Here is a 21,896-nt window from a genome sequence, read left to right as displayed (position 1 = left end):
CCATGGGTGGCACCGGCGTCATCGACAATTTTCTGGTCGTATTCACCAGCTATATCGACAGTGGGTTCGGTCTGCTTGGCGGGGAAGTCGCCTTTATCGCCACCACGCTGATCGTCATCGACGTAACGCTGGCGGCATTGTTCTGGTCCTGGGGTGCCGACGACGACATCATCGCCCGGCTGGTCAAGAAAACGCTCTTCGTGGGCGTCTTCGCCTATCTGATCGGCAACTGGTACAATCTCGCCCAGGTCATCTTCGACAGCTTTGCCGGTCTGGGACTCAAGGGGTCGGGCACCGGCTTTTCCGCCGCCGATCTGCTGCGTCCCGGCAAGGTGGCCCAGACTGGACTTGATGCTGGTCGCCCGCTGCTCGAATCCATCTCCGACATGATGGGCTACTGGTCGTTCTTTGAGAACTTCATCCAGATCGCCTGCCTGATGTTTGCCTGGGCGCTGGTGCTGCTCGCCTTCTTCATTCTCGCCGTGCAGCTCTTCGTAACCCTGATCGAGTTCAAGCTGACCACGCTGGCGGGCTTTGTACTCATCCCGTTCGGCCTGTTCGGTAAGACCGCCTTCATGGCCGAGCGCGTGCTCGGCAATGTCGTTTCCTCCGGCATCAAGGTGCTGGTGCTGGCCGTCATCATCGGTATCGGCTCGACGCTGTTTTCACAGTTCACGGCAGGCTTCGGCGGCGTGACGCCGACCATCGACGATGCCATGGCGATCGTGCTGGCAGCCCTTTCCCTTCTCGGCCTCGGCATATTCGGTCCCGGTATCGCGTCCGGTCTCGTTTCCGGCGGCCCGCAGCTGGGCGCAGGTGCTGCCGTTGGAACCGGCCTTGCCGCAGGCGGCATGATGCTTGCCGGGGGTGCCGCCGCAGGCATGGCCGCGAAGGGAGGAGCAGCAGCGCTCTCTGGTGGAGCGGCTGCCGTACGGGGTGGTGCTGCCGCCGCAGGTGCGGCGAGCGCCGCCTATAGTGTCGGTTCGCTTGGCCAGTCCGGCGCTGCCGGTGTTGCTTCGGGTCTGGGTGGTGTTGCCCGTGCCGCAGGCTCCGCCGCCGCATCGCCCCTGAAACGTGCTGCCTCGAAGGCATCGGAAAGCGTCAAGTCCAGCTTTTCCGATGGAGCGCGTGCCGGCTTCGGCGTCAGCGGCGGCTCTTCGACGGCTGGAACAGTCGGAGGTGCGAGCGAGGCTGCGAGCGCGGCCCTGTCACCCGCCGCGCAGGCTGGCGGTTCTCCGGCATGGGCAAAGCAGATGCAGCGCAAACAGACACTCGGCCAGGGCACGTCGATGGCCGCCCATGCCGTGCGCTCTGGCGACAGCCATGGCGGCGGCTCCTCCATCAATCTTTCTGAAAGTGACCGCTCATGAACATCTTCAAACGTCCATCGGCCCATTACGGCAAATCGCCCGAACCCGAGACGCCCTATCAGAAAGCTGCCCAAGCTTGGGACGAGCGTATCGGCTCGGCTCGCGTGCAGGCAAAGAACTGGCGCATCATGGCCGTCGGCTCACTGATCCTGTCCGCTGGCTTTGCCTCCGCGCTGGTCTGGCAGTCGGCGCGTGGGACCGTAGTGCCTTGGGTGGTGCAGGTCGACAATCTCGGGCAGTCGCAGGCTGTTGCGCCGGCCGTCGCCGACTATCGCCCGACCGATCCCCAGATCGCTTTTCATCTCGGCCGCTTCATCGAGCAGACGCGCTCGATCGCGTCCGACGCCATCATCGTGCGCCAGAACTGGCTGCGCGCCTATGAGTTCACTACGGATCGGGGTGCTGCGACCCTCAATGATTATGCCCGTGCCAATGACCCGTTCACCAGGGTCGGACGGCAGCAGATTGCGGTCGAGGTTTCGTCGGTGATCCGAGCCTCGAATGACAGCTTCCGTGTCGCCTGGACCGAGCGCCATTACGAAAATGGCCAGCTCTCCGCGACCGAACGCTGGACGGCGATCCTGACCATCGTAATCCAGACGCCGCGCGATGCTGAGCGCCTGCGCGCCAATCCGCTCGGTATCTACGTCAATGCAATTTCATGGTCGCGGGAGATGAGCCAATGACCCGCACAATGGTTCGTAATTCCGGCTTGCCGGTTTTCCGTAAACCCGCTTTGGCGGCTTTGTTGTTGTCGGCGACCATGCTGGCCGGTTGCGCAACCAACCGCACGCCACAGTTCAGCTATGATGCCGATGTTCCCGCATTGCCCGTGGTGCAGGCCGCCGTCACCGACGACCGGCCCCGGGCATTGCACACGCCGCCCGCGTGGACAGTGGCACGCGGCGGCACCGCTGCCGGAACGCCGGCAGGTCGCGTCGAGAATGCCAATGCCGCGGCCCGCGTCGAGCCGCGCCGGGAAGGCTACTATAACGCTATCCAGATCTATCCGTGGTCGGAAGGCGCGCTCTATCAAGTCTATGCCGCGCCGGGCCAGATCACCAATATCGCGCTGGAGCCTGGCGAGAGCCTGACCGGCGCGGGACCGATTGCCGCTGGCGACACCGCCCGCTGGATCATCGGCGACACCGAGAGCGGATCGGGAACAACGCGCCGCGTCCACATTCTCGTCAAGCCTACCCGGCCCGATATCTCGACCAATCTCGTGGTGACGACCGACCGGCGCACCTACATGATCGAGTTGCGGGCGCGTGAGGCGCTCTATATGCCGTCTGTGTCCTGGTCCTATCCTGCGCTGCCTGCCGGTCAACGCCAGACGGCTCCCGCCGCGCCGATCATTCCAGCCGAGGCCGCGCGCAACTATCGCTACTCCTTGCAGGTGCAGGGCGATAGCCCGCCATGGCGGCCGGTTTCCGTCTTCGACGATGGACGCCGCGTCTATGTCGTTTTCCCGGCCGGGATTGTGCAGGGCGAGATGCCGCCGATCTTCGTGCTTGGATCGAACGGCGAGCCGCAGATCGTCAACAGCCGTATCCATCAGAACGTCTTGATCGTAGATCGCCTGTTCGGCGCGGCCGAGCTGCGCCTGGGCAGCGGCGATCGTCAGCAGACCGTCAGGATTATCCGCGTTGAACAAAGGCATGCGGCTCAGCCCGCGAATACCGGGGAGGAGCCGTCATGAGCGAAGAGACGACCACCAATGCGCCTCCCATGCGCCTGCGTGCCGAGCCGCCGCGTGTCACTCGCCTGTCGCGCAAGATGCTGGCTGGTGTTGGCGCTGTCGCGCTCCTCGGCATTGGTGGCGCACTGATCTATGCGCTCCAGACCCGCGATATGAATGGCAGCGGCGAAGAACTTTATTCGACCGAGAACCGCCCGACAGCGGACGGGCTGGCCGGTCTGCCGCGTGATTATACTGGGCCGGTTCTGGGACCAGCTTTGCCGGGAGACCTCGGCGGCCCGATCCTCGACGCCCAGAACAGGGGGCAGCCCGTTACGCCGTCCGCTATGGCGACACCAGCCCGTGATCCTGCCGAGGAGCGACGTCTTGCCGAGGAAGAAGCAGCACGTCTTAGCACCGTGTTCTTCCAGTCGGGGCAGAGGATAATGACAACACCTGGCTCCAGTGTGCCGGGCCTCGCTGGCCTTGACCTTGGCGGTCAGCCCGCAACGCAGGACCGGCACACGGCATTTCTCAATGGTCCGGTGGATCGGCAGACCGTCGCCACCGACCGGATCATGGCGCCAGCCTCGCCCTATATCCTTCAGGCAGGGGCCGTGATACCGGCGGCGATGATTACCGGCATCCGTTCCGATCTGCCTGGCCAGATCACCGCGCAGGTCACGGAAAATGTCTATGACAGCCCGACCGGCAGCCTGCTCCTGATCCCTCAGGGAACACGGTTAATCGGCCAGTATGACGCCAGTGTGCAGTTCGGCCAGCGCCGTGTGCTCCTGGTCTGGAACCGCCTGATTCTGCCCAACGGCCGATCCATCGTGCTGGAGCGCCAGCCCGGTGCGGACGCTTCCGGCTATGCCGGGCTTGAGGGTGGCGTCGATTACCACTGGTGGGATCTGATGAAAGCGGCGGGCCTGTCCACGCTGCTCGGCATCGGCACGGAACTGGCGACCGACGACGAAGACCGCCTGATCCGCGCCATCCGCGACGGGGCGCAGGACACCATCAATCAGGCCGGACAGCAGATCGTCCAGCGCCAGTTGCAGGTCGCGCCGACCCTGACCATCCGGCCGGGCTATCCCGTCAGGGTCATCGTCACCCGCGACCTTGTACTCGAACCTTACAGGAACTGACCATGACAAAGCTGAAACTTGGGCCGCTTGTTGAGAACAAACCCGTCAAAGTGACGGTGGAGCTGCCGGGCGCGCTCCACCGCGATCTGATAGACTATGGTGCTCTCTTGGCCGATGGCGGCGCGCCCATCGAGCCTGCCAGACTGATCGTGCCGATGCTGGAGCGGTTCATCGCTACGGATCGCGGCTTTGCCAAGGCGCGGCGTGTCCAACAGCACGCCAAGATAGCTAGAGTAAGCAATGATGCGCTATGATGACATTTGCTCGCTGTGTCGGTCCAGCAGACAGTTCAGTCAATAGAGGGGCAAGTTGCCAAAATCTCCGAGCAGTCTGGGCTGCGAAGCGCGATCCGCTCTTTGTCGAGGTCCGGGGACAGAAACTGTGCATCTGCCGTCATCTGTCGGTGTGACTCGGCTTTGGTCGCCCAGAGCCAGAATACCGCCAGCGCGCTGCAAGGCACCTAGGTCGGCAACCAGCTTTTCGCTTCGCAAAGCCAGCAGCTTTCCAACCTGATCTCGCTCATGTCGGGCAATGGCTGGGTTGCCCCTTACATGAGGCATTTTGCTATCGGCGGTTCCGCCGCAAAATCATTGACCCGACTGAAGTTGTAGAGATACTTGTAGTTGTTTCGGGAGGCGGATGATGCGTCTAATTGGTCTTACAGTTGAGAACTTTCGTTGTTACTCAGCACCTGTCACGGTACGCTTTGGTAATTTGACCGCGCTTGTTGGTAGAAATGACGTAGGTAAATCTACTCTCATGGACGCGCTGGCAATCTTCTTTGAAACTGCTTCGCCTGACAAGGATGACGCCTGCAAGGCAGGTGATCCCAAACAGATGCGCATAACATGCGAATTCGATCATCTTCCTGAGCAGATGGTGGTGGATGCTGAATTTCCTACCACGCTCTCTGGGGAGTATCTTCTGAGTGCGAACGGAACGCTTGTGATTCAGAAGACCTACAATGGAAGCCTCGGGACGCCGAAGATCACTGCGATAGAAGCATTGGCTGACCATCCGACAGTAGAAGGGTATAACGACCTTCTTACTCTCAAAAAAGCGGACCTTGCCAAACGGGCGGCCGATCTCGGCGTGAATTTGGATGGTGTGGACAAGAGAGCAAACGCCCTCGTGCGAGCGGCGATTTGGCAGAGCTGTGACGACCTTAAACTAGCAACGGTCGCGGTGCCTCTTGATGCAGAAGGGAGTAAACAGGTTTGGGCTGAGTTGCAGCAATACCTGCCAACGTTCGCACTGTTTAAGTCAGACCGAGCTAGCACAGATCAAGACGCGGAAGCTCAAGATCCTCTAAAGGCCGCAATTAGAGAAGCGATCAAGGCCGTCGAGCCAAAGTTGCAGGAAATTCGAGATTACGTTGAAGGTGAGGTGAATAAAATTGCTACCGCAACTGTAGAGAAGTTGCGGGAAATGGATGCGTCCATTGCTGAAACCCTCAATCCCGTCATCACGACCAAGAAATGGGATACGTTATTTTCTACGAGTATTACTGGTGACGAAGGCATTCCGCTAAATAAACGTGGCAGCGGCGTAAAACGCCTCGTCCTCCTCAATTTCTTTCGGGCGAAAGCCGAGAAGGCTGCTGTCGAGAAAGGCTCAGCATCGGTAATCTATGCTATTGAGGAACCTGAGACCAGCCAGCATCCTAGAAACCAACGCCTACTATTGAACGCTCTTCGAGAACTCTCGGATGGAGAAGGTAAACAAGTCATAGTTACCACGCATACTCCTATGTTGGCCCGTTATCTGGACGAGACTGATCTTCGATTCATACAGCGAGGAGAAGGCGGAATTCGTTCGGTCAACGAAGGCAATGAAGCAACGTCCGCTGAAATAGCAAAATCTCTGGGAGTTCTTCCCGACCACAATGTTAAAATCTTTATCGGCGTGGAAGGTCCACATGACATTGCATTTCTCAAAGGTGTATCTCGAATACTTATCGCCGCAGGCGAAGAAGTGTGCGACCTCGAAAAACTAGAGTTAGATGGGGAACTCATCTTCGTGCCACTTGGGGGTAGTAACCTAGCGTTATGGGCATCGCGTCTGGCCCCGTTCAATAGGCCAGAGTTTCACATTTGTGATCGTGACAATTCTCCGCCGGGTCTGCCGAAGTATGCCGATCATATGAATGCAGTTAACGCCCGCGCTGGATGTCAGGCCGTTGCAACACAGAAGCGTGAGTTGGAAAGTTACCTGCACCATGAGGCCATTAATGAGGCCTACGCTATGAACCAGATAAACATTGCATTTGCAGCACCCTTCGGTGATTTCGACGATGTACCGAAAATCGTGGCGCAGGCAGTCCATGCGGCTAATGGTGCTGATCCTTGGGACAATCTTGATGAGGAGAAGCGGCGGAAGAAAGAGAGTGCAGCGAAGCGCTGCCTTAATAATGCGGCGATGTCTCGTATGACCCTCGATAGGCTTGCGGTAACAGATCCTCAGAATGAGATCAGGGGGTGGCTTACTACAATTTCACAAATGATGGTCGCGGTCGATATATAGCCATTTGGGCTGGCGACGAACTGTCTCGGGCGGGAACCATATGCCACTGTCTATAACTCATTCTCCAACTACAGAATGTGATTTTTCGGAATGGACAATAAGCAAGAAAAATCGTGCCAAACTAATCGAAATTATCGCCTATCTCTATTTGCGACAGGAGGAAAACGCTCAGCGAGTGATCAATGCTTTGGAACCGCGACGGCGCGTTTCAAAAGGCAGGGTCGCTCAGAATGTCGTGAGGAAGCTGACGGCTCCGCGTGCCGAAGACGTTGAGCTTTTCCGGTCGGGAACCGACGAACAGAAGGAGGCGGCAAGAAAGCGGATAAGGACGTCCGTTATTCACCGGGACGGACTGTTATTTCAGCATATCTCCTGGGTTGCGGCGCGGCTAGCTCTTTCGAACGGTTATATGACATCGCCTCATGTCCGACAGGCAGACAAGGGATTCGACGGCTTTATAATCGAACTGGAAGATGGTGGGCGCGAGATCAAGCGCATTGTGCTTTGTGAGGACAAAGCTTCGAAATCGCCGCGCAGCCTTATAAGCTCCAGCGTATGGCCCGAGATCGGAACTATTCTGTGCGGTGATCGCGATGATGAAATCCTCGCCGACCTCGTAACCTTGCTGAAGAGTGTCCCTGACATTGACGCTGAGGCAGCGGTCTGAGCTGCTGCCGGTTTTGAGGACACCGAGTTAAGGTGTTTTTGGAACTGGAGAGTTTTTATGGAGAGACGCAAGTTCAGCCGGGAGTTCAAGCTCGAGGCTGTTAAGCTGGTCAGGGAACGGGGCGTTGCGGTGGCGCAGGCGGCCCGCGATCTGGATCTGCATGTGAACGTGTTGCGCAAGTGGGTGCGCGAGCAGTCTTCCGACCCGCAGCAGGCCTTCCCCGGTCATGGGCAGATGAAGCCCGAGCAGCTTGAGATCGAGAAGCTGCGCCGTGAGGTCGCCAAGCTCAAGGCGGAGCGCGATATCCTAAAAAAAGCCGCGGCCTACTTCGCCAGGGACTCGATATGAGGTTCTCTTTTGTTGCGAAGCACCGAGGGATCTGGCCGGTCTCGTGGATCTGCGAGGCGCTCGGTGTGTCTCGCTCGGGCTTCCATGCCTGGCTCAACCGCTCGCCGAGCAGACGGACTCAATATGACGAAGTGCTTGTCGCCGGGATCCGGTCCAGCTTTGCCGGAAGTGATCGCACCTATGGCGCCCGGCGAGTCTGGCACGATGTGCTGGCCGAGGGGCTCGAGGCCGGCCTGCATCGCATCGAGCGGCTGATGCGCCAGGAAGGCCTGCGGGCACGCCCTCGTCGGCGCGGCCTGCCCAAGGATGGCGGGCAGCGCCACGCGGTCTCGCCCAACATCCTGGACCGGGCGTTCGTGGCGTCGGCGCCGAACCAGAAGTGGATCGCCGACTTCACCTACATCTGGACGGCTCAGGGCTGGCTCTATGTGGCGGCGGTCGTCGACCTCTACTCCCGCCGGGTGGTGGGCTGGTCAATGAGTTCATCGATGGCCGCTCAACTGGTGACCGATGCGCTGATCATGGCGATCTGGCGTCGCGGCAAGCCCGACAGGCTGCTGCACCACTCCGACCAGGGCAGCCAATATACATCCGAGCAGTTCCAGCGCCTGATGGCCGATCACGGCATCACCTGCTCAATGAGCCGGTCTGGCAATGTCTGGGACAATGCGGCGATGGAGAGCTTCTTCTCCTCGCTCAAGACCGAACGCACCGCCCGCAAGGTCTACCGCACAAGGGACGACGCCAAGGCCGATGTGTTCGACTATATCGAGCGCTTCTACAACCCGAGGCGCCGACACTCGACACTGGGCTATCTCAGCCCCGTGGAATACGAAGAGCAAGCTAAGCTAGCCTAACTTCGTGTCCACCGAACCGGCAGCAGCTCAGTCGACGAGATGTTCTGGGAAGGTGCTCGCGAGTTCAGAGTTGCCGTGGCGACCGGCGAAGATCAGCGCAAGGCCGGAAGCTTTCTGCATATCATAGCCGGGTTTGAAGCGGTCGCTGGTGGTGAGCTCGAAACTCGCACGGCCGGAGTGCTGGCTTTCGAGGACGTGCGCAAGGGGTTGGCTCTTCTCGCCGGCGAGGTGGCGGCTAAAGTCCAGGAGATCGCCGGTGTTTGATCCAAGTTCTCGCGCTCTTCTACGAGAGGCTCCGGACCTACCGGGTCTCGATCCTGAAACGTTGGATGAGTTGTTGACGGCGGCTCACATTGAGTTGGCGACAGTTCGCCTTCTGTCACGTGAAGGTGAACCTGAGCCTGCAAGCGGAGTGATCGACCGGGTGAGGCGTCTTGCTTCGACTTTTGAAGCCTATGTCGCACTCAATCTTCGACCTGAGCAGACGCGTGCCGCGGCCTTCGTCGCCGCTAGTGCTCATCAGATATTGAGCCGCGTTCGTGAAACTGCGTTGGTTCGTCCAACCGTTGTTTCGAGTGATGCAATTGCATCATCAATCTCGGCAACGCTACTGTTCTTGGTTGCTGATCGGGCGGCGGACGCTGCGGAAGTGGCGGGGCAACTCCGGGCCAGGGGCGAACGGCGGGCGGTTCGACGATCTCTGATCCTGAGCCTTCGGGAATTGGCAACTGGCAATCTCACGACGCTGATAGAGCGTGACCTTGGCGAAGACTCCATCGCAACGGGAGATAGCCGAGAAGTAGCCACTGACCTTCTTCTAAGGGAATGTGCTTACGTGGTTCAGGGACTTGGACAGGAGGCGCGCGGGAGCGCTGTGTCCGACCCTGATATCCGTTCAAGGCTCAAGCGTGTTATCCGCTTGTCGGAGGCCACAGCCGTAGATATCAACGTTGCGATGGAAGGAACCGTGCATCACCAGTTTGCCGGTCCGCATCATCTGGCCACACTGTTGAGTCGGCTTGTTGATGGAATGCAGGCCGCGATGCTGGTTCGACTCCCAACACCATCTGGAGCGCAAGCCAAGGCATGGGCTGACTGGCTCCTGTCTCAGGCGCAATCGCGTCCGTTTCTGTGGATCAATCATCTGAAAGCTATCAGGACGGGATACCTGAACCGTGGCAGGTCTATGGTGATGACATCGCCCACCGGTTCGGGGAAGACCACGCTATCCGTCCTGAAAATCGCAGCAACCCTATGCGCGGGAGAGAGCGTCGTCTACCTGGCTCCTACTCACGCTCTCGTAGATCAGGTAGAGACCGATCTCTCTGCACAAATCGGAGGCCTAGAGGCGGTCAGCGTCGTTGAAGACGTTGCGCTCGAAGAGCTTGGGGACAAGCTACCACCATTCTCCGTCATGACACCCGAGCGTTGCCTTGCCCTCCTTGGTTTCGCGCCTGAGCTTTTCGACAAGGTCGGCCTCCTCGTCTTCGATGAGTTCCATCTCATCAGTGCCGACGATCCGGCTACGTCATCGAAAATCAGCGCACGCGCCATTGATGCGATGTTAGCGTTCTTGACGTTTCTCCGCCATCGCAAGGAAGCAGACCTGCTGCTGCTGTCTGCTATGGTCGCCAACGGCGCCGAAATCGCTCGTTGGCTGCGGGCCGTGACGGGAAGGGAGGTCGAAGCGTTCGACGATCCTTGGAAGCCAACACGGCAACTTCGCTCTTGCGTCATCTATGATCGCTCTGACGTGCTTGAGGCTGTGCAAGCGGCATCGAAGGCGAAGACCCAGTCCGCGCGGAGTCGGGTCCCCGCACAGCCTCTTGGACTCTTTTCGTTGATTTCTGGATGGCACCCCAAAAGGTCGGAGAAGCTGGTCGTGCAGGCGCTCACGGATCAACGGCCGCCGCTCGTGAAAAATGCCAAGGGGAAGTTGACATCGAACAGGAACGAAGTCGCTGCGCGGATCGCGGCCGACTATGCGGCCGTAGGAAAGCGCGTGATCGTCTTCTGCAACGATACTAAAGCATGCGGGAGCGTTGCGGATCAGATCAATGGACTATTGGCCCCGGCCACCATCGCTCTGGATGAGACGCAGGAGGAAATGCGCAAGTCAGTTCTCAGGGATGTGGGAGCGGCCGAAGCCACATTCGATCCCATGGGGTGCAGAGCAGCGGTGCATCATGGTGATCTGCTGCCATTGGAGCGGCGGTTGACGGAAAGCGTTTTTCGGGTTCGCAGGGATTCTGAGAGTGAGGATCTGGGCCTTGATGTGGTTGCCGCGACATCCACAATTGCGCAAGGGTTGAATCTGCCGTGCGATGTCGTGATTCTTGCAGGAACCGACAGGAGCGCGGTTGATGACCCAAGCGGCAATCCTCGCACGGACTTGCGTCCTCACGAGATACTCAATGCGCTCGGGAGGGCTGGACGCGCGGCGTATGCTGCAACCGGTCTGGCAATCGTTGTTCCCGCAAAACCCATCGGTGTGGAAAGAGGGAACCTCTCTCTTCCGTCCGAAGGAATTCTGAAGACCGTTTTCTCCGAGCAGGATGCCTGTGAGGAGGTTTATGATCCGATAGAGTTGCTTCTTGATCGGATCGAGGTATCCGCTAACCCTGATCCAAAAGTGCAGTCGATAATCCGGCGTTTGTCTGCTGTCACCACAGCAGGAGAGAGCGGCTTCGACGATATCGTTCGCCGTTCGCTGGGGTTTTTCCGGCGTAGGGAAGCTAATGCTTTGGGGGCGGACAAATGGCTCGAACGTCGCCGAACCGCGCTCAGGGCTGCCGAGGAACAACTGGAAGATCCGCCCGTTCTTGATTGGCAACGGGAAATTGCTGTCCGCAATGGTGTTCCGCCAAGGCTGATCGAAAGATTGGTCGAGGCGTTTGATCATGCGCCAGTTGAAAAGACGGCTACCGAGGACTGGATAAATTGGCTGCTGGATATAGTGGCCGAACATCCTTTGGATTTGACGATCTTCGTCAGGGAAACAGCTCTTGAGTCCGTTTTCGGCCGCGCCTACACGAATAAAACAAAACCTAAGGCCACCGCTAAGCGGATATTGGGAGCGCTCAAGACGTTGGTTTCAATGTGGTGCGCAGGACGCACGCTGGTCGAGATCGAGGCTTGGCTTCTCGCGTTCATTCGGAAGCACGAAGGAGAGGTCAAACAGCGAGCAAACCAATCCTCAACAGCACAACGGGCTCGCCGCTTCGCCATACGCATCGCCCCTGATCTCGGCTTTCTGTGTGGTGTGCTTGGGCAGATCGCCGCTTACAAGAACGCTGAAGAGGGCGGGGTTTCACTTCCCGTGGTTGACATGTTGCCACAGATGGTAAGAGGTGGGGATCATGATCGTCATCATACGGCCTTAAGACAAATGACAACAAACGCCTCGCGGGTTGAGACTTTTGGAGCATATGTTTCATTGCGTGGATCATTCAAGGCGGGTGCATCCGCAGAAATGGATGTTGTACGAGACGAGGTTACTACGGCAATGTTGCTCCAGTCATTCACGGATTTGGACGACGAGGAATAGGCCTCAAAACGATCCAAGCGCCGATTGCTCCATTTCAGACAGTGACTTGTAGTGAATGTCGGTATCGGTAGTTGCGTGCCCCCGCAACCAACGATCCCTGAAAATCCATCAAGCCCTTCTTAACGAAGGGCTTTTTGCGTTTTTGTCCCTCAGCCGCACCGGCGCGGCCCATGAGGTCTTCGAGGATTGCCCGCTCGCTGAGAAATTCGGGCTTCTTCTTACCAGATGCAAAGGTGAGGATCGCGGCAAGATCGCCTCGCAGCACAATCACCAGTTTGTCAGCATCCGGAACCAGATAGACGAGAGAGCGCAACCTTTCTGGTTGCCTTTACCCGCGTTTCCTCATTATCAAGCTGATCATGCAGTGCTGCGATCTGCTCGTGATAGAGTTTGGCCATGTTTGGATCCAGAAGGGCAGGCGGATCGTTATCGTTCGCCGCTACACCGAACGCTTTTAAACCTAACACCAAGGCAATCTACGCTCGGGTACACATCGCCGAGCCAAGTCGAGACGATGAACTAAAAATTCGCGACAGAAACCCTCTAATAAATCATAGCAAGTCCTGTTTTACTCCGTAGGCTACACTGATGACGTTCGTGTAGATTTTGCTTGCTGGCACAGACGTCGGCTCGAAAGGTGGACTTCTATCCGTGATCTGGGCGAAAATTTCAATTTATACAGGGCAATTATTCGAATAGGGGGCAAGCTTAAAGACGAAAAAATGCTAGTACCCAGGTACTAACGCAGATCGAAGTGTGTTGATTTTTCGCTTGAAATCGATCAAATAATCGATTACCGATTAAATGTTCGATTTGAGGGCCGGGAGGGCCCCTTAGGGAGGTTTTCATGTTTCGAAGCATGGTTTGTGCATTGATTGTGTCCGTCGTGTGTGCACCTGTTGCTGTGCATGCTCAGGCGTTGAGCGGTAAGAAAATCGGTATCGCCGCACGCGAAATTACCAACGATTATAATCGCGACATTATCGCCGGAGCCAAGACGGTGCTGGAGAAAGATGGTGCGCAAATTGTCGTTACCGATGGCGGCGCCGATCCGCGCAAGCACAATGAGAATATCGAAAGCCTCATCAACTCAGGCGTTTCGGGAATCATTGTGCAACTCGGCGATGCACAGCAGTTGTCGCCTGTCGTACAAAAAGCGAATGCGGCGGGTATTCCTGTTGTGACGACCTCAATCGGCTCGAAAGTGGAAGGCTCTGTTGCCGACGTTGGGGGTGATGATCCTCTCATGTCCGCAATCATGAGCCGTGCACTGCTTTCGAGCATTAATTATAAGGGCGACGTTTATGTGTTTTGGGTGCCGGGCGCACCGTTGCTCGAAACGCGCAAACGTATCCTTCAGGCGATCGTTGCCGACTATCCTCAGGTCAAGCTGCATGAAGTGCCGACGGAGCATAGTGCTGCGCGGGTTCAGGCGCAGATGGAAGACATTCTGACCGCAAATGCCGAGCCGGGCAGTATCGCTGCGGTTTGGGGGGCGTATGATTTGCTCGTATCAGGCGCGGTCGAATCCATCCGACGCAATGGCCGCGACGAAATCAAGGTTGCATCTATCGACGGAGACCGCGTTGGGTTCCAGATGCTGCTGGATGCCGATAGCCCGTTTATCGCAACTGTCGTGCAGGACGTTCCGCGTATTGGTTCTCTTGCTGCCGAAGTTCTGACGCAGAAGATGAGCGGCAAGGAAGATTTTCCCGATACGCTTTTCACTGACGCCTGGCTGGCGACGCGCGCTAATGGTGTGGCCGCTGCTGAAAAACGCTGGGGTGACAATGTCTGGGACGAGCTTTCCATAGAGCGTTCAGATGTAGAAAGCCGCTGGACGCAGGATGGTGAGCTTCAGGTCGTCCATCCCGTGCTGCCCTGACAGGCAAACGGCAGGGGCTCGAACACTCGTTCCCCTGCCCACGCACAAGGTAAGCAAGAGGATCTGTCATGGTTTCCCACCAAACGGGCAAGGCTGTGGCGGGCATGGATGTGCCCGCGCTGGAATGCCTTTCTATCAGCAAGGTTTTCCCAGGTGTGAGGGCGTTGAGCGATGTCTCGCTGTCGATCCGTAAAGGTGAGATACACGCGCTTCTTGGCCAGAATGGCGCGGGAAAATCAACGCTCGTCAAGGTTTTGACTGGCGTTTATCAGCCCGATGGTGGCGAGATATACGTCGATGGTAAACCGGTTCGTATGCGCAGGCCTACAGATGCCGAGGCGAACGGGATCGCTATCGTTCATCAAGATCAGCAACTTGTGGCGCAGTTCGATGTTACCCAGAATATCTTTCTGGGGCATGAAAAACTGGCCAGCGGATTGCTCGACAAGGCGGCTATGGCCGTTGCTGCCCGGACGGCTCTTGAGCGTGTAGGCGCTTCCTTTACACCTGATACGTTGGTGCGCGACCTCAGCGTCGCGCAACGCGAACAGGTATCCATTGCTGCCGCCCTGCTTCGCAATCCGAAGATTCTGGTTTTGGATGAACCGACGGCGTCGCTGAGCGAAAAGGAGGCAGAGCTTCTATTCACGGCAGTTCGATCCCTGCGGGATCAAGGCGTGACTATTATTTACATTTCGCACTATCTCGACGAGGTGCTGGATCTCGTTGATCGTATCACTATCCTGCGAGACGGGTGTTTTGTGGCCACACGGGATGCGCAGGGTACGAACCGTTCGGATATCGTGCATATGATGGTCGGGCGGGAAATTTCCCAGCTTTATCCGAAAGAGACGCTTCCATTGGGGGAAGTGTTGCTGGAGGTAAAAGGGTTACGGCAGGGACATGCCGTCCGTGGTGTGGATTTCTCGGTGAGACGCGGTGAGATTTTTGGCATTGCGGGCCTTATGGGCGCGGGCCGTTCGGAACTGGCTATGGCTCTCATCGGTGCCTTGCCGCGCAGCGCCGGTGAGGTGATCCTGCGGGGTCAGGTATCGGCTCCCGCCGACCCGGGCGCTGCGAGACGTGAAGGTTTCGCGATCATACCTGAAGATCGTCGTCATGAAGGTCTTCTCACCGACATGACGATGCGTGAAAATCTGACCTTGCCGAATGTAAGTCTGTGGTCGCGTGCCGGTCTTATCGATCTCAAGCGGGAAAAAGCGGATACGGCTGCCATTGTGCAGAATCTTAATATCCAGCCGCCCATTCTCGATCAGCTGACGCGCAATCTCTCTGGCGGTAACCAGCAGAAGGTCGTTATCGGTCGGTGGCTTCCCGGCGATACCGAGGTGTTTCTGTTCGACGAGCCGACCACCGGCGTCGATGTCGGGTCGAGGGTGGAAATCTATCGTCAGATGATCGAGTTGGCGCGGCGTGGTGCTGCAGTCATCTTCATATCTTCCGATTTTGAGGAAATTGCCGGCATGTGCGACCGCGTCGCGGTCATGCACAAGGGCAAGATAAATGCTGTGCTCGAAGGAGCGGACAACAATCCCGAGACCATGCTTTATTGGGCTTCGGGCAGCAACGAGACAGAGCACGGCACTTCGGCGGTCCCAAGCACCGATGAGGGCAAAACGGACGCGCGAAAGCCTGCGAGAAATACGCTCACCCGCTGGAGCACTATTGGGGGAATGGTGCTGGCGCTGATGATCATTACGCTGCTTGCCCCCAATTTCCTGTCGATTGGCAACGTCTTTGACGTGCTGAAACAGGGCAGCGTTCTTGCCTTCATCGCTCTTGGGCTGACAGTGGTGCTTATTGCTGGCGGGCTTGATATGTCCGCAGGCGCGGCAAGCCAGCTGGCAACGAATATCGCCGCCGGTTTTATGATTGGTGGTACAGGCCTTATTGGCGCGATCGGAATCAGTCTGGCAGCCGGCGTCGCGATCGGCGTGGTGAATGCCGTGCTTGTGCTTTTTTTCGGCATGCCAGCCTTTGTCGCCACGCTTGGAATCATGTTCGTGACCATGGGCGCGACATTACTCTATAATGGCGGCCAGGCACTTACGCTGTCTAACGAACCCGCATTTTTCTTTATAGGGCAGGGATATGTAGGGCCTGTCCCATTCGTATTCATTCTGCTGCTTATGGTGACGGTGATTTTGCACCTGCTGTTGCGTCATACAAGGCTCGGCCTGCGGATGTATGCAGTCGGGCAAAATCTCGAAGCCGCCGAATTGCGCGGCGTGGCGCGAAAGCCTTATGCTTTTGCCTCTTTCGTGATTGGCGGGCTGATCCTTGGTCTTGCTGGCGTCGTTCTTGCTTCTTACAGCTACGGCGCTTCGGCCTTGGCGACGGGAATCGATTTTCTGATCAGCGCTCTGGCGGCAGCCTTTCTGGGAAGTGCCTTGTCGCGGGCCGGTGACCTCAGTGTCGCGGGAACTGTGATCACTGCGCTTTTCCTCGCATCTCTGTCGAATGGTTTGGTCCTGATCGGCATTTCAAACCAGTTGCTTCCGGGCATTCAAGGGCTCGTTCTTATTCTCTCGATTGCGCTGGGCGTATTCCGGCGAAGAGAGATCGGGCAGGTATTGATTTTTTGAGAGCTTCGCGATGAACACCATGGCTTCTTCCTCTTCCTTCATGCGCAGCGCAGTCGATTTCCTGCGGAATTACGGCGCGATTATCGGCATGGTTCTCGTGCTCGTGCTGTTCTATCTGCTCAAGCCTGCATTTCTCAGTCCCGCCAATGTCGCCAATGTCTTGCGACAGAGCACAGTTCTCATCATCCTCGCGCTGGGGTTGACAGTGGTTATGTCGATGCGGGGCGTGGACCTCTCGGTAGCGCAGGTCGCCGATGCCGCCGGACTGATCGCTGCTATGCTGATTATCCACCAGTATCCTGTCTGGACCGCATATCTGTTGCCGTTGTGTTTCGGACTATGTATCGGCCTGATCAATGCTGCGCTCATGGCCTATATAGGTGTGCCGGCAATTATCGGAACATTGGGTATGATGTTTGTCATCCGTTCCGGTGAATTGATGATGACAAATGGTGCTGAGCCGCAAATGCTCTTCACGCTGCCACGCAGTGTGACAAAGCCCTTTCTGTTCCTCGGTCAAGGGACGATCGGCCCGGTTTCGGCGCTGATCGTTTTGACTGTGGTCGTCTTCGTCATGACATTTGTGTTGATGCGATACACGCCTTTTGCACGTCGGGCAAAGGCGGTGGGGCTGAATGTTCGTGCGGCGTTTCTTGCCGGTATCGATATCAGGCTCATCTTCGGTGCTGGCTTCATCGTTGCGGGCTTGCTTGCGGCTATTGCGGGTGTCGCGCTTGTGTCACGAACCGGTATTGCAATGCCGCGTGGCGCGGAACCCTACCTGCTGGATGCCTTTGCTGCTGCCTATCTGGGCACGCTTGCGTCCAGACGTGGTGAAATGAATATATTCGGCACGCTACTGGGGGCGCTGTTCATTGCATTTCTCGGCAACGGATTAACCCTACTCGGTCTTGGGGCGCCTTATCGTCTCGCGCTGAACGGCGCATTCATATTGCTTGCCATGGCCGTTGGCGGATTGAAACGCCAGCATTGAGACAATGAAGGAGAGCAACGAATGATTATCGATGCACACAACCATCTTGGCACCCGCGCGGGTGAAGTCCAGACCGGCGCTGACCTGATCGCAAGGATCGACGCCGTAGGCGTGGATAAGGCGGTGATGTTTCCTTTTGTCGAAGGCAATTTCACCAATGAGCCGATTAAAGAAGCTTTTGACCAGTTTCCCGATCGCCTTATTCCATTTTGCGCGGTCAATGCATGGGAGGCGGATGCTGCCGATGAGATACGCCGATGCGTAGTGGATTGGGGCTTCAAGGGATTGAAGCTGCATCCGACCATCAATGGATATCACCTTGCCGATCCCCATCTGGTCGATCCGTTGTTTAAGGTCGCCGATGAGCTGGGCATTCCCGTGATCGTTCATGGAGCGAGCGACCTTTTTAACAGCCCGCCCGAATTCGCGCTCATGGCAGCGCGGTTTCCCAACGTTCCGCTTCTGATGGCACATATGGGCTTTTTCTGGTCTGTGGATCAGGCGATCGCTTTCGCGCGTGAATTCCCGAACCTCTATCTTGAAACATCGCGCGCACCGATATTCGAGATACAGACGGCTGTGCGGTCGCTCGGTCCCGATAAGGTGATATGGGGCACGGATTCACCGTTCGTCGATTACGAATGGGAATTCAGGAAAATGGAAAGAGCGACCGATGACGCTGCTGGCTACGCGAAAATCGTGGGCGGCAACATTGCCCGCCTGTTGAAGCTTTAGGCTGTGTGCCTTATGGCGATAAACAGGCAATCCAAAAGCAGGGAGCGGGCTTGATGAGCAGTCATGGCGACAAAGGTGAAGCCAACGGCGACAGGCGGCTTGACCTTGCTGCCCGTGCGGCGTGGCTCTATTTTGAAAAGAGCAGGACGCAGGATCAGATTGCTGCGGATCTTGGAGTTTCGCGACAGGTTGTACAGCGCCTGATCGCTCTTGCGCAGAGCGAACGCCTCATTCGTTTTCAGCTCGTTCATCCGATGAGCGAGTGCATTGAGCTGGCCGAGCGGCTCAAGGATCGTTTTTCGCTGCAATATTGCGATGTCGCGATGAACGAATTCGGCAATAATGAAGATATACCGGCGGTCGGTCTACATGCCGCATTATATCTCGAAACCGTTTTGCAGCAGAAGGCGCCGCTGACAATTGCGATAGGCAATGGCAAGGCGATGCGTGAAGTGTCGCGTCGCTTGAAGCCTATCAACCGCCCCCAGCACAAATGCGTTTCATTGATGGGTAATCTTACCCGTGACGGACGAGCGAGCCATTACGATGTGGTCACCTGGCTTTCCGAGCGCATCGGGGCGCAATGCTTTCCCTTGCCGATGCCCGTTGTGACGCATTCGGTGGAGGAACGCGAAGTCTTGCAGGCACAGCCCGGATATAGAAACCTCCAGTCGCTGGTCGAGGAGGCGAGCCTGCTTATAATGGGGATCGGCTATTGGGGACCGGAAGCTTCGCTTTATAAGGATGGATTCATCACCGCTGCCGAAACGGGGCAGGCGATGGAGTGTGGTGCCATCGGGGAGCTCCTTGGAACCGCCATCGATGCAAACGGGAATGTCGTCGATGCAGACTATCATCCGCGCTTGACCTCTTTTGCTCTGGCTTCTGCCGTCGGACGGCCAACGGTGATTGTCGCCTCCGGAACAAATCGCGCGAGTGCAATTTCTGCGGCGTTGTCCGCAAGGCTTGCCAATGGTCTTATCACCGATGAAAATACAGCGCGTCTGATCCTGGGCGAGGCATAAGATACTCGCTTGGGCGCATGCGTTGCGCAATCTTGCGTCCGCAAAATATTGACACTTCTGGAACCGAAGCAGGGCAGATTATTCTGCTGCTTTCGGTGCGGCCAGAATCGGAGTTGCCCCCGCACCACTCAGAACGGATCAGGATGAGTCATCTCGTCACCAGAAGGGTGTGCTGAAATAGTATCTGATCCTAAGCTGGTATCGGTGTATGTTAAAAAATATGAGGACTATCCTGTAGCTTATTGGCATCTGCCATATCTGTGCGCACCGCAGCCCTCACACCGAAAATCCCGAGAATACAGGGATTTTATGGGTATCAGACAGGCAATCTAAGATGTCGGGGCATGAAATTAACTCCGTTCGGTGCTTCGATTTTCTTAAAACACTGAAATTAGATGTAAAAAAAGTATCATAATATTCTATGTTGTGATGTAGCCGTGGGCGCTCGCACCATCCAGAATGCATCGATCATGAGACGTGGTCTGGAGCAGAGGAGCCCAGCCCTCCAACCGTATCATGATCTGCGTCAGGGAGGATGTCATGCAGCCGGATCTGGAGCTTGTGCATATTCGCAAGGGAGAGTCCTTTGCGGCATGGATGCATGGTTATCCATTTCGCACTGTGCGCTGGCATTACCATCCCGAATATGAAATCCATCTGGTTGTGGCAACCTCCGGCACCTACTACATGGGCGATCATGTCGGGCGTTTTGCGCCGGGGCAACTGATCATGACCGGCCCCAATCTGCCGCAAAACTGGATCAGCGAGATCGAGCGCGGTGAAATCGTGCCCACGCGCTCGCTGGTGATCCAGTTCCCGGAAGCCTTTATTGAAAATGCGCTCATAACTATGCCGGAAATGGTCGATCTGCGCCCGTTGCTGGAGCGCAGCCGTCGTGGGCTGTTGTTTGATGATGAGACGAGCGTCAGAATTCGCCCTCTTATGGAGCGGCTGATCGTGGCGCAGGGGTTAACGCGGATTGCGCTTTTCTGGGAAATACTCGATCTGCTGGTTAATGCGCCTGAAGCCGAAGTGCTGGCAAGCCTCAGCTATGAACTTGATGTAGCGCGTTTTAACCCCGGCGGGATCAATCGCGCCCTTGCCTATCTGCGCGAACATCTGACAGAGCAGATTGAAGAGAGCGAACTCGCCGAGATGCTGGGGCAAAGCCAGAGCGCGTTTTCACGTGCCTTCAAGCGCCATACAGGAACAACGCTGGTGCGCTATCGCAACCAGTTGCGTGTCGACCTGGCCTGCCAGATGCTGCTGACGATGCCGGAAGTGCGGATCACCGATATCTGCTATGAGATCGGCTTCTCCAACCTGTCCAATTTCAACCGGCATTTTCTCAAGCTCAAGGGCATGTCCCCCTCGCAGTTTCGTACCACTTTTGCCGCAAACAAAATTCCGGTGATGCCAGAGCAGTCTGGATCAGATCAAACCGAGCCGGAGAATGCAGCCATTCGTAATTTGGGCGGGCGGGTTTCTGCCCAAAACATGCAGGCGTCGCCTGTCAATCTATAGCGGGCTATAACGGGAGGTAAATCTCAATGAAAAAAGCTATTCTAACTGTGAGCACTGTTCTTGCTCTTCTGGCATCCCCTGCTGTTGCGCAGGAAAAGCTTAAAATCGGGATGACGTTTCAGGAACTCAACAATCCCTATTTCGTTTCGATGCAGGAAGCGCTCCGCGGTGCAGCCGAGAGCATTGGCGCTGACGTTGTTGTCAGCGATGCTGGCCATAATGTCGCCAAGCAGATTTCCGACGTGGAAGATATGCTCCAGCAGAACATCGACATCCTGCTGCTCAATCCGACCGACAGCGCTGGCGTTGAAGCAGCCGTTGTTGCTGCCAAGGAAAAAGGCGTGATTGTCGTTGCAGTCGATGCCAACGCAAATGGTCCCGTTGATACTTTCGTCGGCTCCAAAAATCGCGATGCTGGCTATCAGTCCTGCAAGTATCTTGGCGAAAGCCTTGATGGAAAAGGTGAAGTTGCCATTTTGGATGGAATTCCGGTTGTTCCTATCCTACAGCGCGTTGAAGGCTGCAAGGCTGCGCTTGAAGAGTTCGAGGGCATTAAACTGGTCGATACCCAGAATGGTCGTCAGGATCGTTCAGTCGCACTTGGTGTCGTTGAAAACATGATCCAGTCGCATCCTAATCTTACAGGCATTTTCTCGGTCAATGACGGTGGTGCTATGGGCGCTCTGGCCGCAATTCAGGGCTCGGGCCGCGATATCAAACTGACCTCTGTCGATGGTGCGCCGGAAGCGATCCAGGCCATCAAGGACGGCACGCCTTTCATCGAGACCACGGCGCAGTTCCCGCGTGATCAGGTGCGCGTTGGTCTTGCGATGGCGCTGGCACAGAAATGGGGTGCACGCGTCGTGCCCAAGGAAGTGCCCATCGACGTCAAGGTGATCGATGCCAAGAATGCTGAAGGTTTCAGCTGGTAATCATGCTGCTCGCCCCGTTCCGCTCAATGGTGGGACGGGGCCTGACATAAG

General features: G+C 56.9%; 18 protein-coding genes and 1 pseudogene. 18 read left to right on the top strand and 1 reads right to left on the bottom strand.

The window, feature by feature from the left end; translation table 11 throughout:
* Nucleotides 1-2 precede the first annotated feature (2 nt).
* The 11 genes and pseudogenes from trbL (at nucleotide 3) to AAIB41_RS08360 (ending at nucleotide 12,144) form a co-directional block, all read left to right on the top strand.
* Nucleotides 3-1,370, top strand: a complete 1,368-nt coding sequence (gene trbL / locus AAIB41_RS08410; RefSeq protein ID WP_343312858.1) for a P-type conjugative transfer protein TrbL — start codon at nucleotides 3-5, stop codon at nucleotides 1,368-1,370.
* The gene (gene trbF, locus AAIB41_RS08405; protein WP_343312857.1) at nucleotides 1,367-2,056 is read left to right on the top strand and encodes a conjugal transfer protein TrbF; all 690 of its coding nucleotides are present in this window, start codon (nucleotides 1,367-1,369) and stop codon (nucleotides 2,054-2,056) included. Before trbL ends, trbF begins: the two co-directional genes overlap by 4 nt.
* Nucleotides 2,053-3,072: a P-type conjugative transfer protein TrbG gene (gene trbG / locus AAIB41_RS08400; protein WP_343312856.1), complete on the top strand. Its 1,020-nt coding sequence runs from the start codon at nucleotides 2,053-2,055 to the stop codon at nucleotides 3,070-3,072. The genes trbF and trbG overlap by 4 nt, the downstream gene beginning before the upstream one ends.
* The gene (locus AAIB41_RS08395; protein ID WP_343312855.1) at nucleotides 3,069-4,202 is read left to right on the top strand and encodes a TrbI/VirB10 family protein; all 1,134 of its coding nucleotides are present in this window, start codon (nucleotides 3,069-3,071) and stop codon (nucleotides 4,200-4,202) included. The genes trbG and AAIB41_RS08395 overlap by 4 nt, the downstream gene beginning before the upstream one ends.
* A 2-nt stretch (nucleotides 4,203-4,204) precedes the next feature.
* A complete protein-coding gene (locus AAIB41_RS08390) occupies nucleotides 4,205-4,456 on the top strand; it encodes a DUF2274 domain-containing protein (RefSeq protein WP_343312854.1) in 252 nt (83 codons plus the stop codon).
* A gap of 71 nt (nucleotides 4,457-4,527) precedes the next feature.
* Nucleotides 4,528-4,611: pseudogene (locus AAIB41_RS08385) on the top strand (conjugal transfer protein); the annotation flags it as partial.
* Nucleotides 4,612-4,841: 230 nt separating this feature from the next.
* Nucleotides 4,842-6,725, top strand: a complete 1,884-nt coding sequence (locus AAIB41_RS08380) for an ATP-binding protein (RefSeq protein WP_343312853.1) — start codon at nucleotides 4,842-4,844, stop codon at nucleotides 6,723-6,725.
* Between the two features lie 409 nt (nucleotides 6,726-7,134).
* Complete coding sequence (locus AAIB41_RS08375) at nucleotides 7,135-7,392, top strand: hypothetical protein (protein ID WP_343312852.1); 258 nt, start codon at nucleotides 7,135-7,137, stop codon at nucleotides 7,390-7,392.
* 57 nt (nucleotides 7,393-7,449) lie between these two features.
* Nucleotides 7,450-8,597 (top strand): IS3 family transposase gene (locus AAIB41_RS08370; RefSeq protein ID WP_343312851.1). Its coding sequence is split into 2 segments (ribosomal slippage): nucleotides 7,450-7,708 and nucleotides 7,708-8,597, totalling 1,149 coding nucleotides; the frame shifts between segments, so codons are not numbered across the junction.
* 75 nt (nucleotides 8,598-8,672) lie between these two features.
* On the top strand, nucleotides 8,673-8,861 hold the full coding sequence (locus AAIB41_RS08365; RefSeq protein ID WP_343312850.1) for a hypothetical protein: 189 nt from the start codon (nucleotides 8,673-8,675) through the stop codon (nucleotides 8,859-8,861).
* Nucleotides 8,862-9,009: 148 nt separating this feature from the next.
* Entirely contained in the window at nucleotides 9,010-12,144 is a 3,135-nt protein-coding gene (locus AAIB41_RS08360; protein ID WP_343312848.1) for a DEAD/DEAH box helicase, read from the top strand.
* A gap of 34 nt (nucleotides 12,145-12,178) precedes the next feature.
* Here the strand turns inward: AAIB41_RS08360 and AAIB41_RS08355 are convergent, their stop codons facing one another.
* Nucleotides 12,179-12,457 (bottom strand): hypothetical protein, encoded by a 279-nt coding sequence (locus tag AAIB41_RS08355; RefSeq protein WP_343312847.1) that lies wholly within the window; start codon nucleotides 12,455-12,457, stop codon nucleotides 12,179-12,181.
* Nucleotides 12,458-12,991: 534 nt separating this feature from the next.
* Here AAIB41_RS08355 and AAIB41_RS08350 point away from each other — a divergent pair.
* From AAIB41_RS08350 to AAIB41_RS08320, 7 genes are all read left to right on the top strand, one after another.
* Nucleotides 12,992-14,029: a substrate-binding domain-containing protein gene (locus AAIB41_RS08350; RefSeq protein ID WP_343312846.1), complete on the top strand. Its 1,038-nt coding sequence runs from the start codon at nucleotides 12,992-12,994 to the stop codon at nucleotides 14,027-14,029.
* A gap of 68 nt (nucleotides 14,030-14,097) precedes the next feature.
* A complete protein-coding gene (locus AAIB41_RS08345) occupies nucleotides 14,098-16,635 on the top strand; it encodes an ATP-binding cassette domain-containing protein (protein WP_343312844.1) in 2,538 nt (845 codons plus the stop codon).
* A gap of 19 nt (nucleotides 16,636-16,654) precedes the next feature.
* Nucleotides 16,655-17,629: an ABC transporter permease gene (locus AAIB41_RS08340; RefSeq protein ID WP_343312843.1), complete on the top strand. Its 975-nt coding sequence runs from the start codon at nucleotides 16,655-16,657 to the stop codon at nucleotides 17,627-17,629.
* 21 nt (nucleotides 17,630-17,650) lie between these two features.
* Nucleotides 17,651-18,364 (top strand): amidohydrolase family protein, encoded by a 714-nt coding sequence (locus AAIB41_RS08335; RefSeq protein WP_343312842.1) that lies wholly within the window; start codon nucleotides 17,651-17,653, stop codon nucleotides 18,362-18,364.
* A gap of 53 nt (nucleotides 18,365-18,417) precedes the next feature.
* Complete coding sequence (locus AAIB41_RS08330) at nucleotides 18,418-19,389, top strand: sugar-binding domain-containing protein (RefSeq protein WP_343312841.1); 972 nt, start codon at nucleotides 18,418-18,420, stop codon at nucleotides 19,387-19,389.
* Nucleotides 19,390-19,929: 540 nt separating this feature from the next.
* Entirely contained in the window at nucleotides 19,930-20,913 is a 984-nt protein-coding gene (locus AAIB41_RS08325; protein WP_343312840.1) for an AraC family transcriptional regulator, read from the top strand.
* Nucleotides 20,914-20,939: 26 nt separating this feature from the next.
* A complete protein-coding gene (locus AAIB41_RS08320; protein ID WP_343312839.1) occupies nucleotides 20,940-21,845 on the top strand; it encodes an ABC transporter substrate-binding protein in 906 nt (301 codons plus the stop codon).
* The last annotated feature ends 51 nt before the right edge of the window (nucleotides 21,846-21,896 follow it).

Origin of the sequence: Brucella sp. BE17 (genome assembly GCF_039545455.1) — a bacterium.
Lineage (GTDB): Bacteria > Pseudomonadota > Alphaproteobacteria > Rhizobiales > Rhizobiaceae > Brucella.
This window is presented reverse-complemented; position numbering and strand designations above follow the sequence as displayed.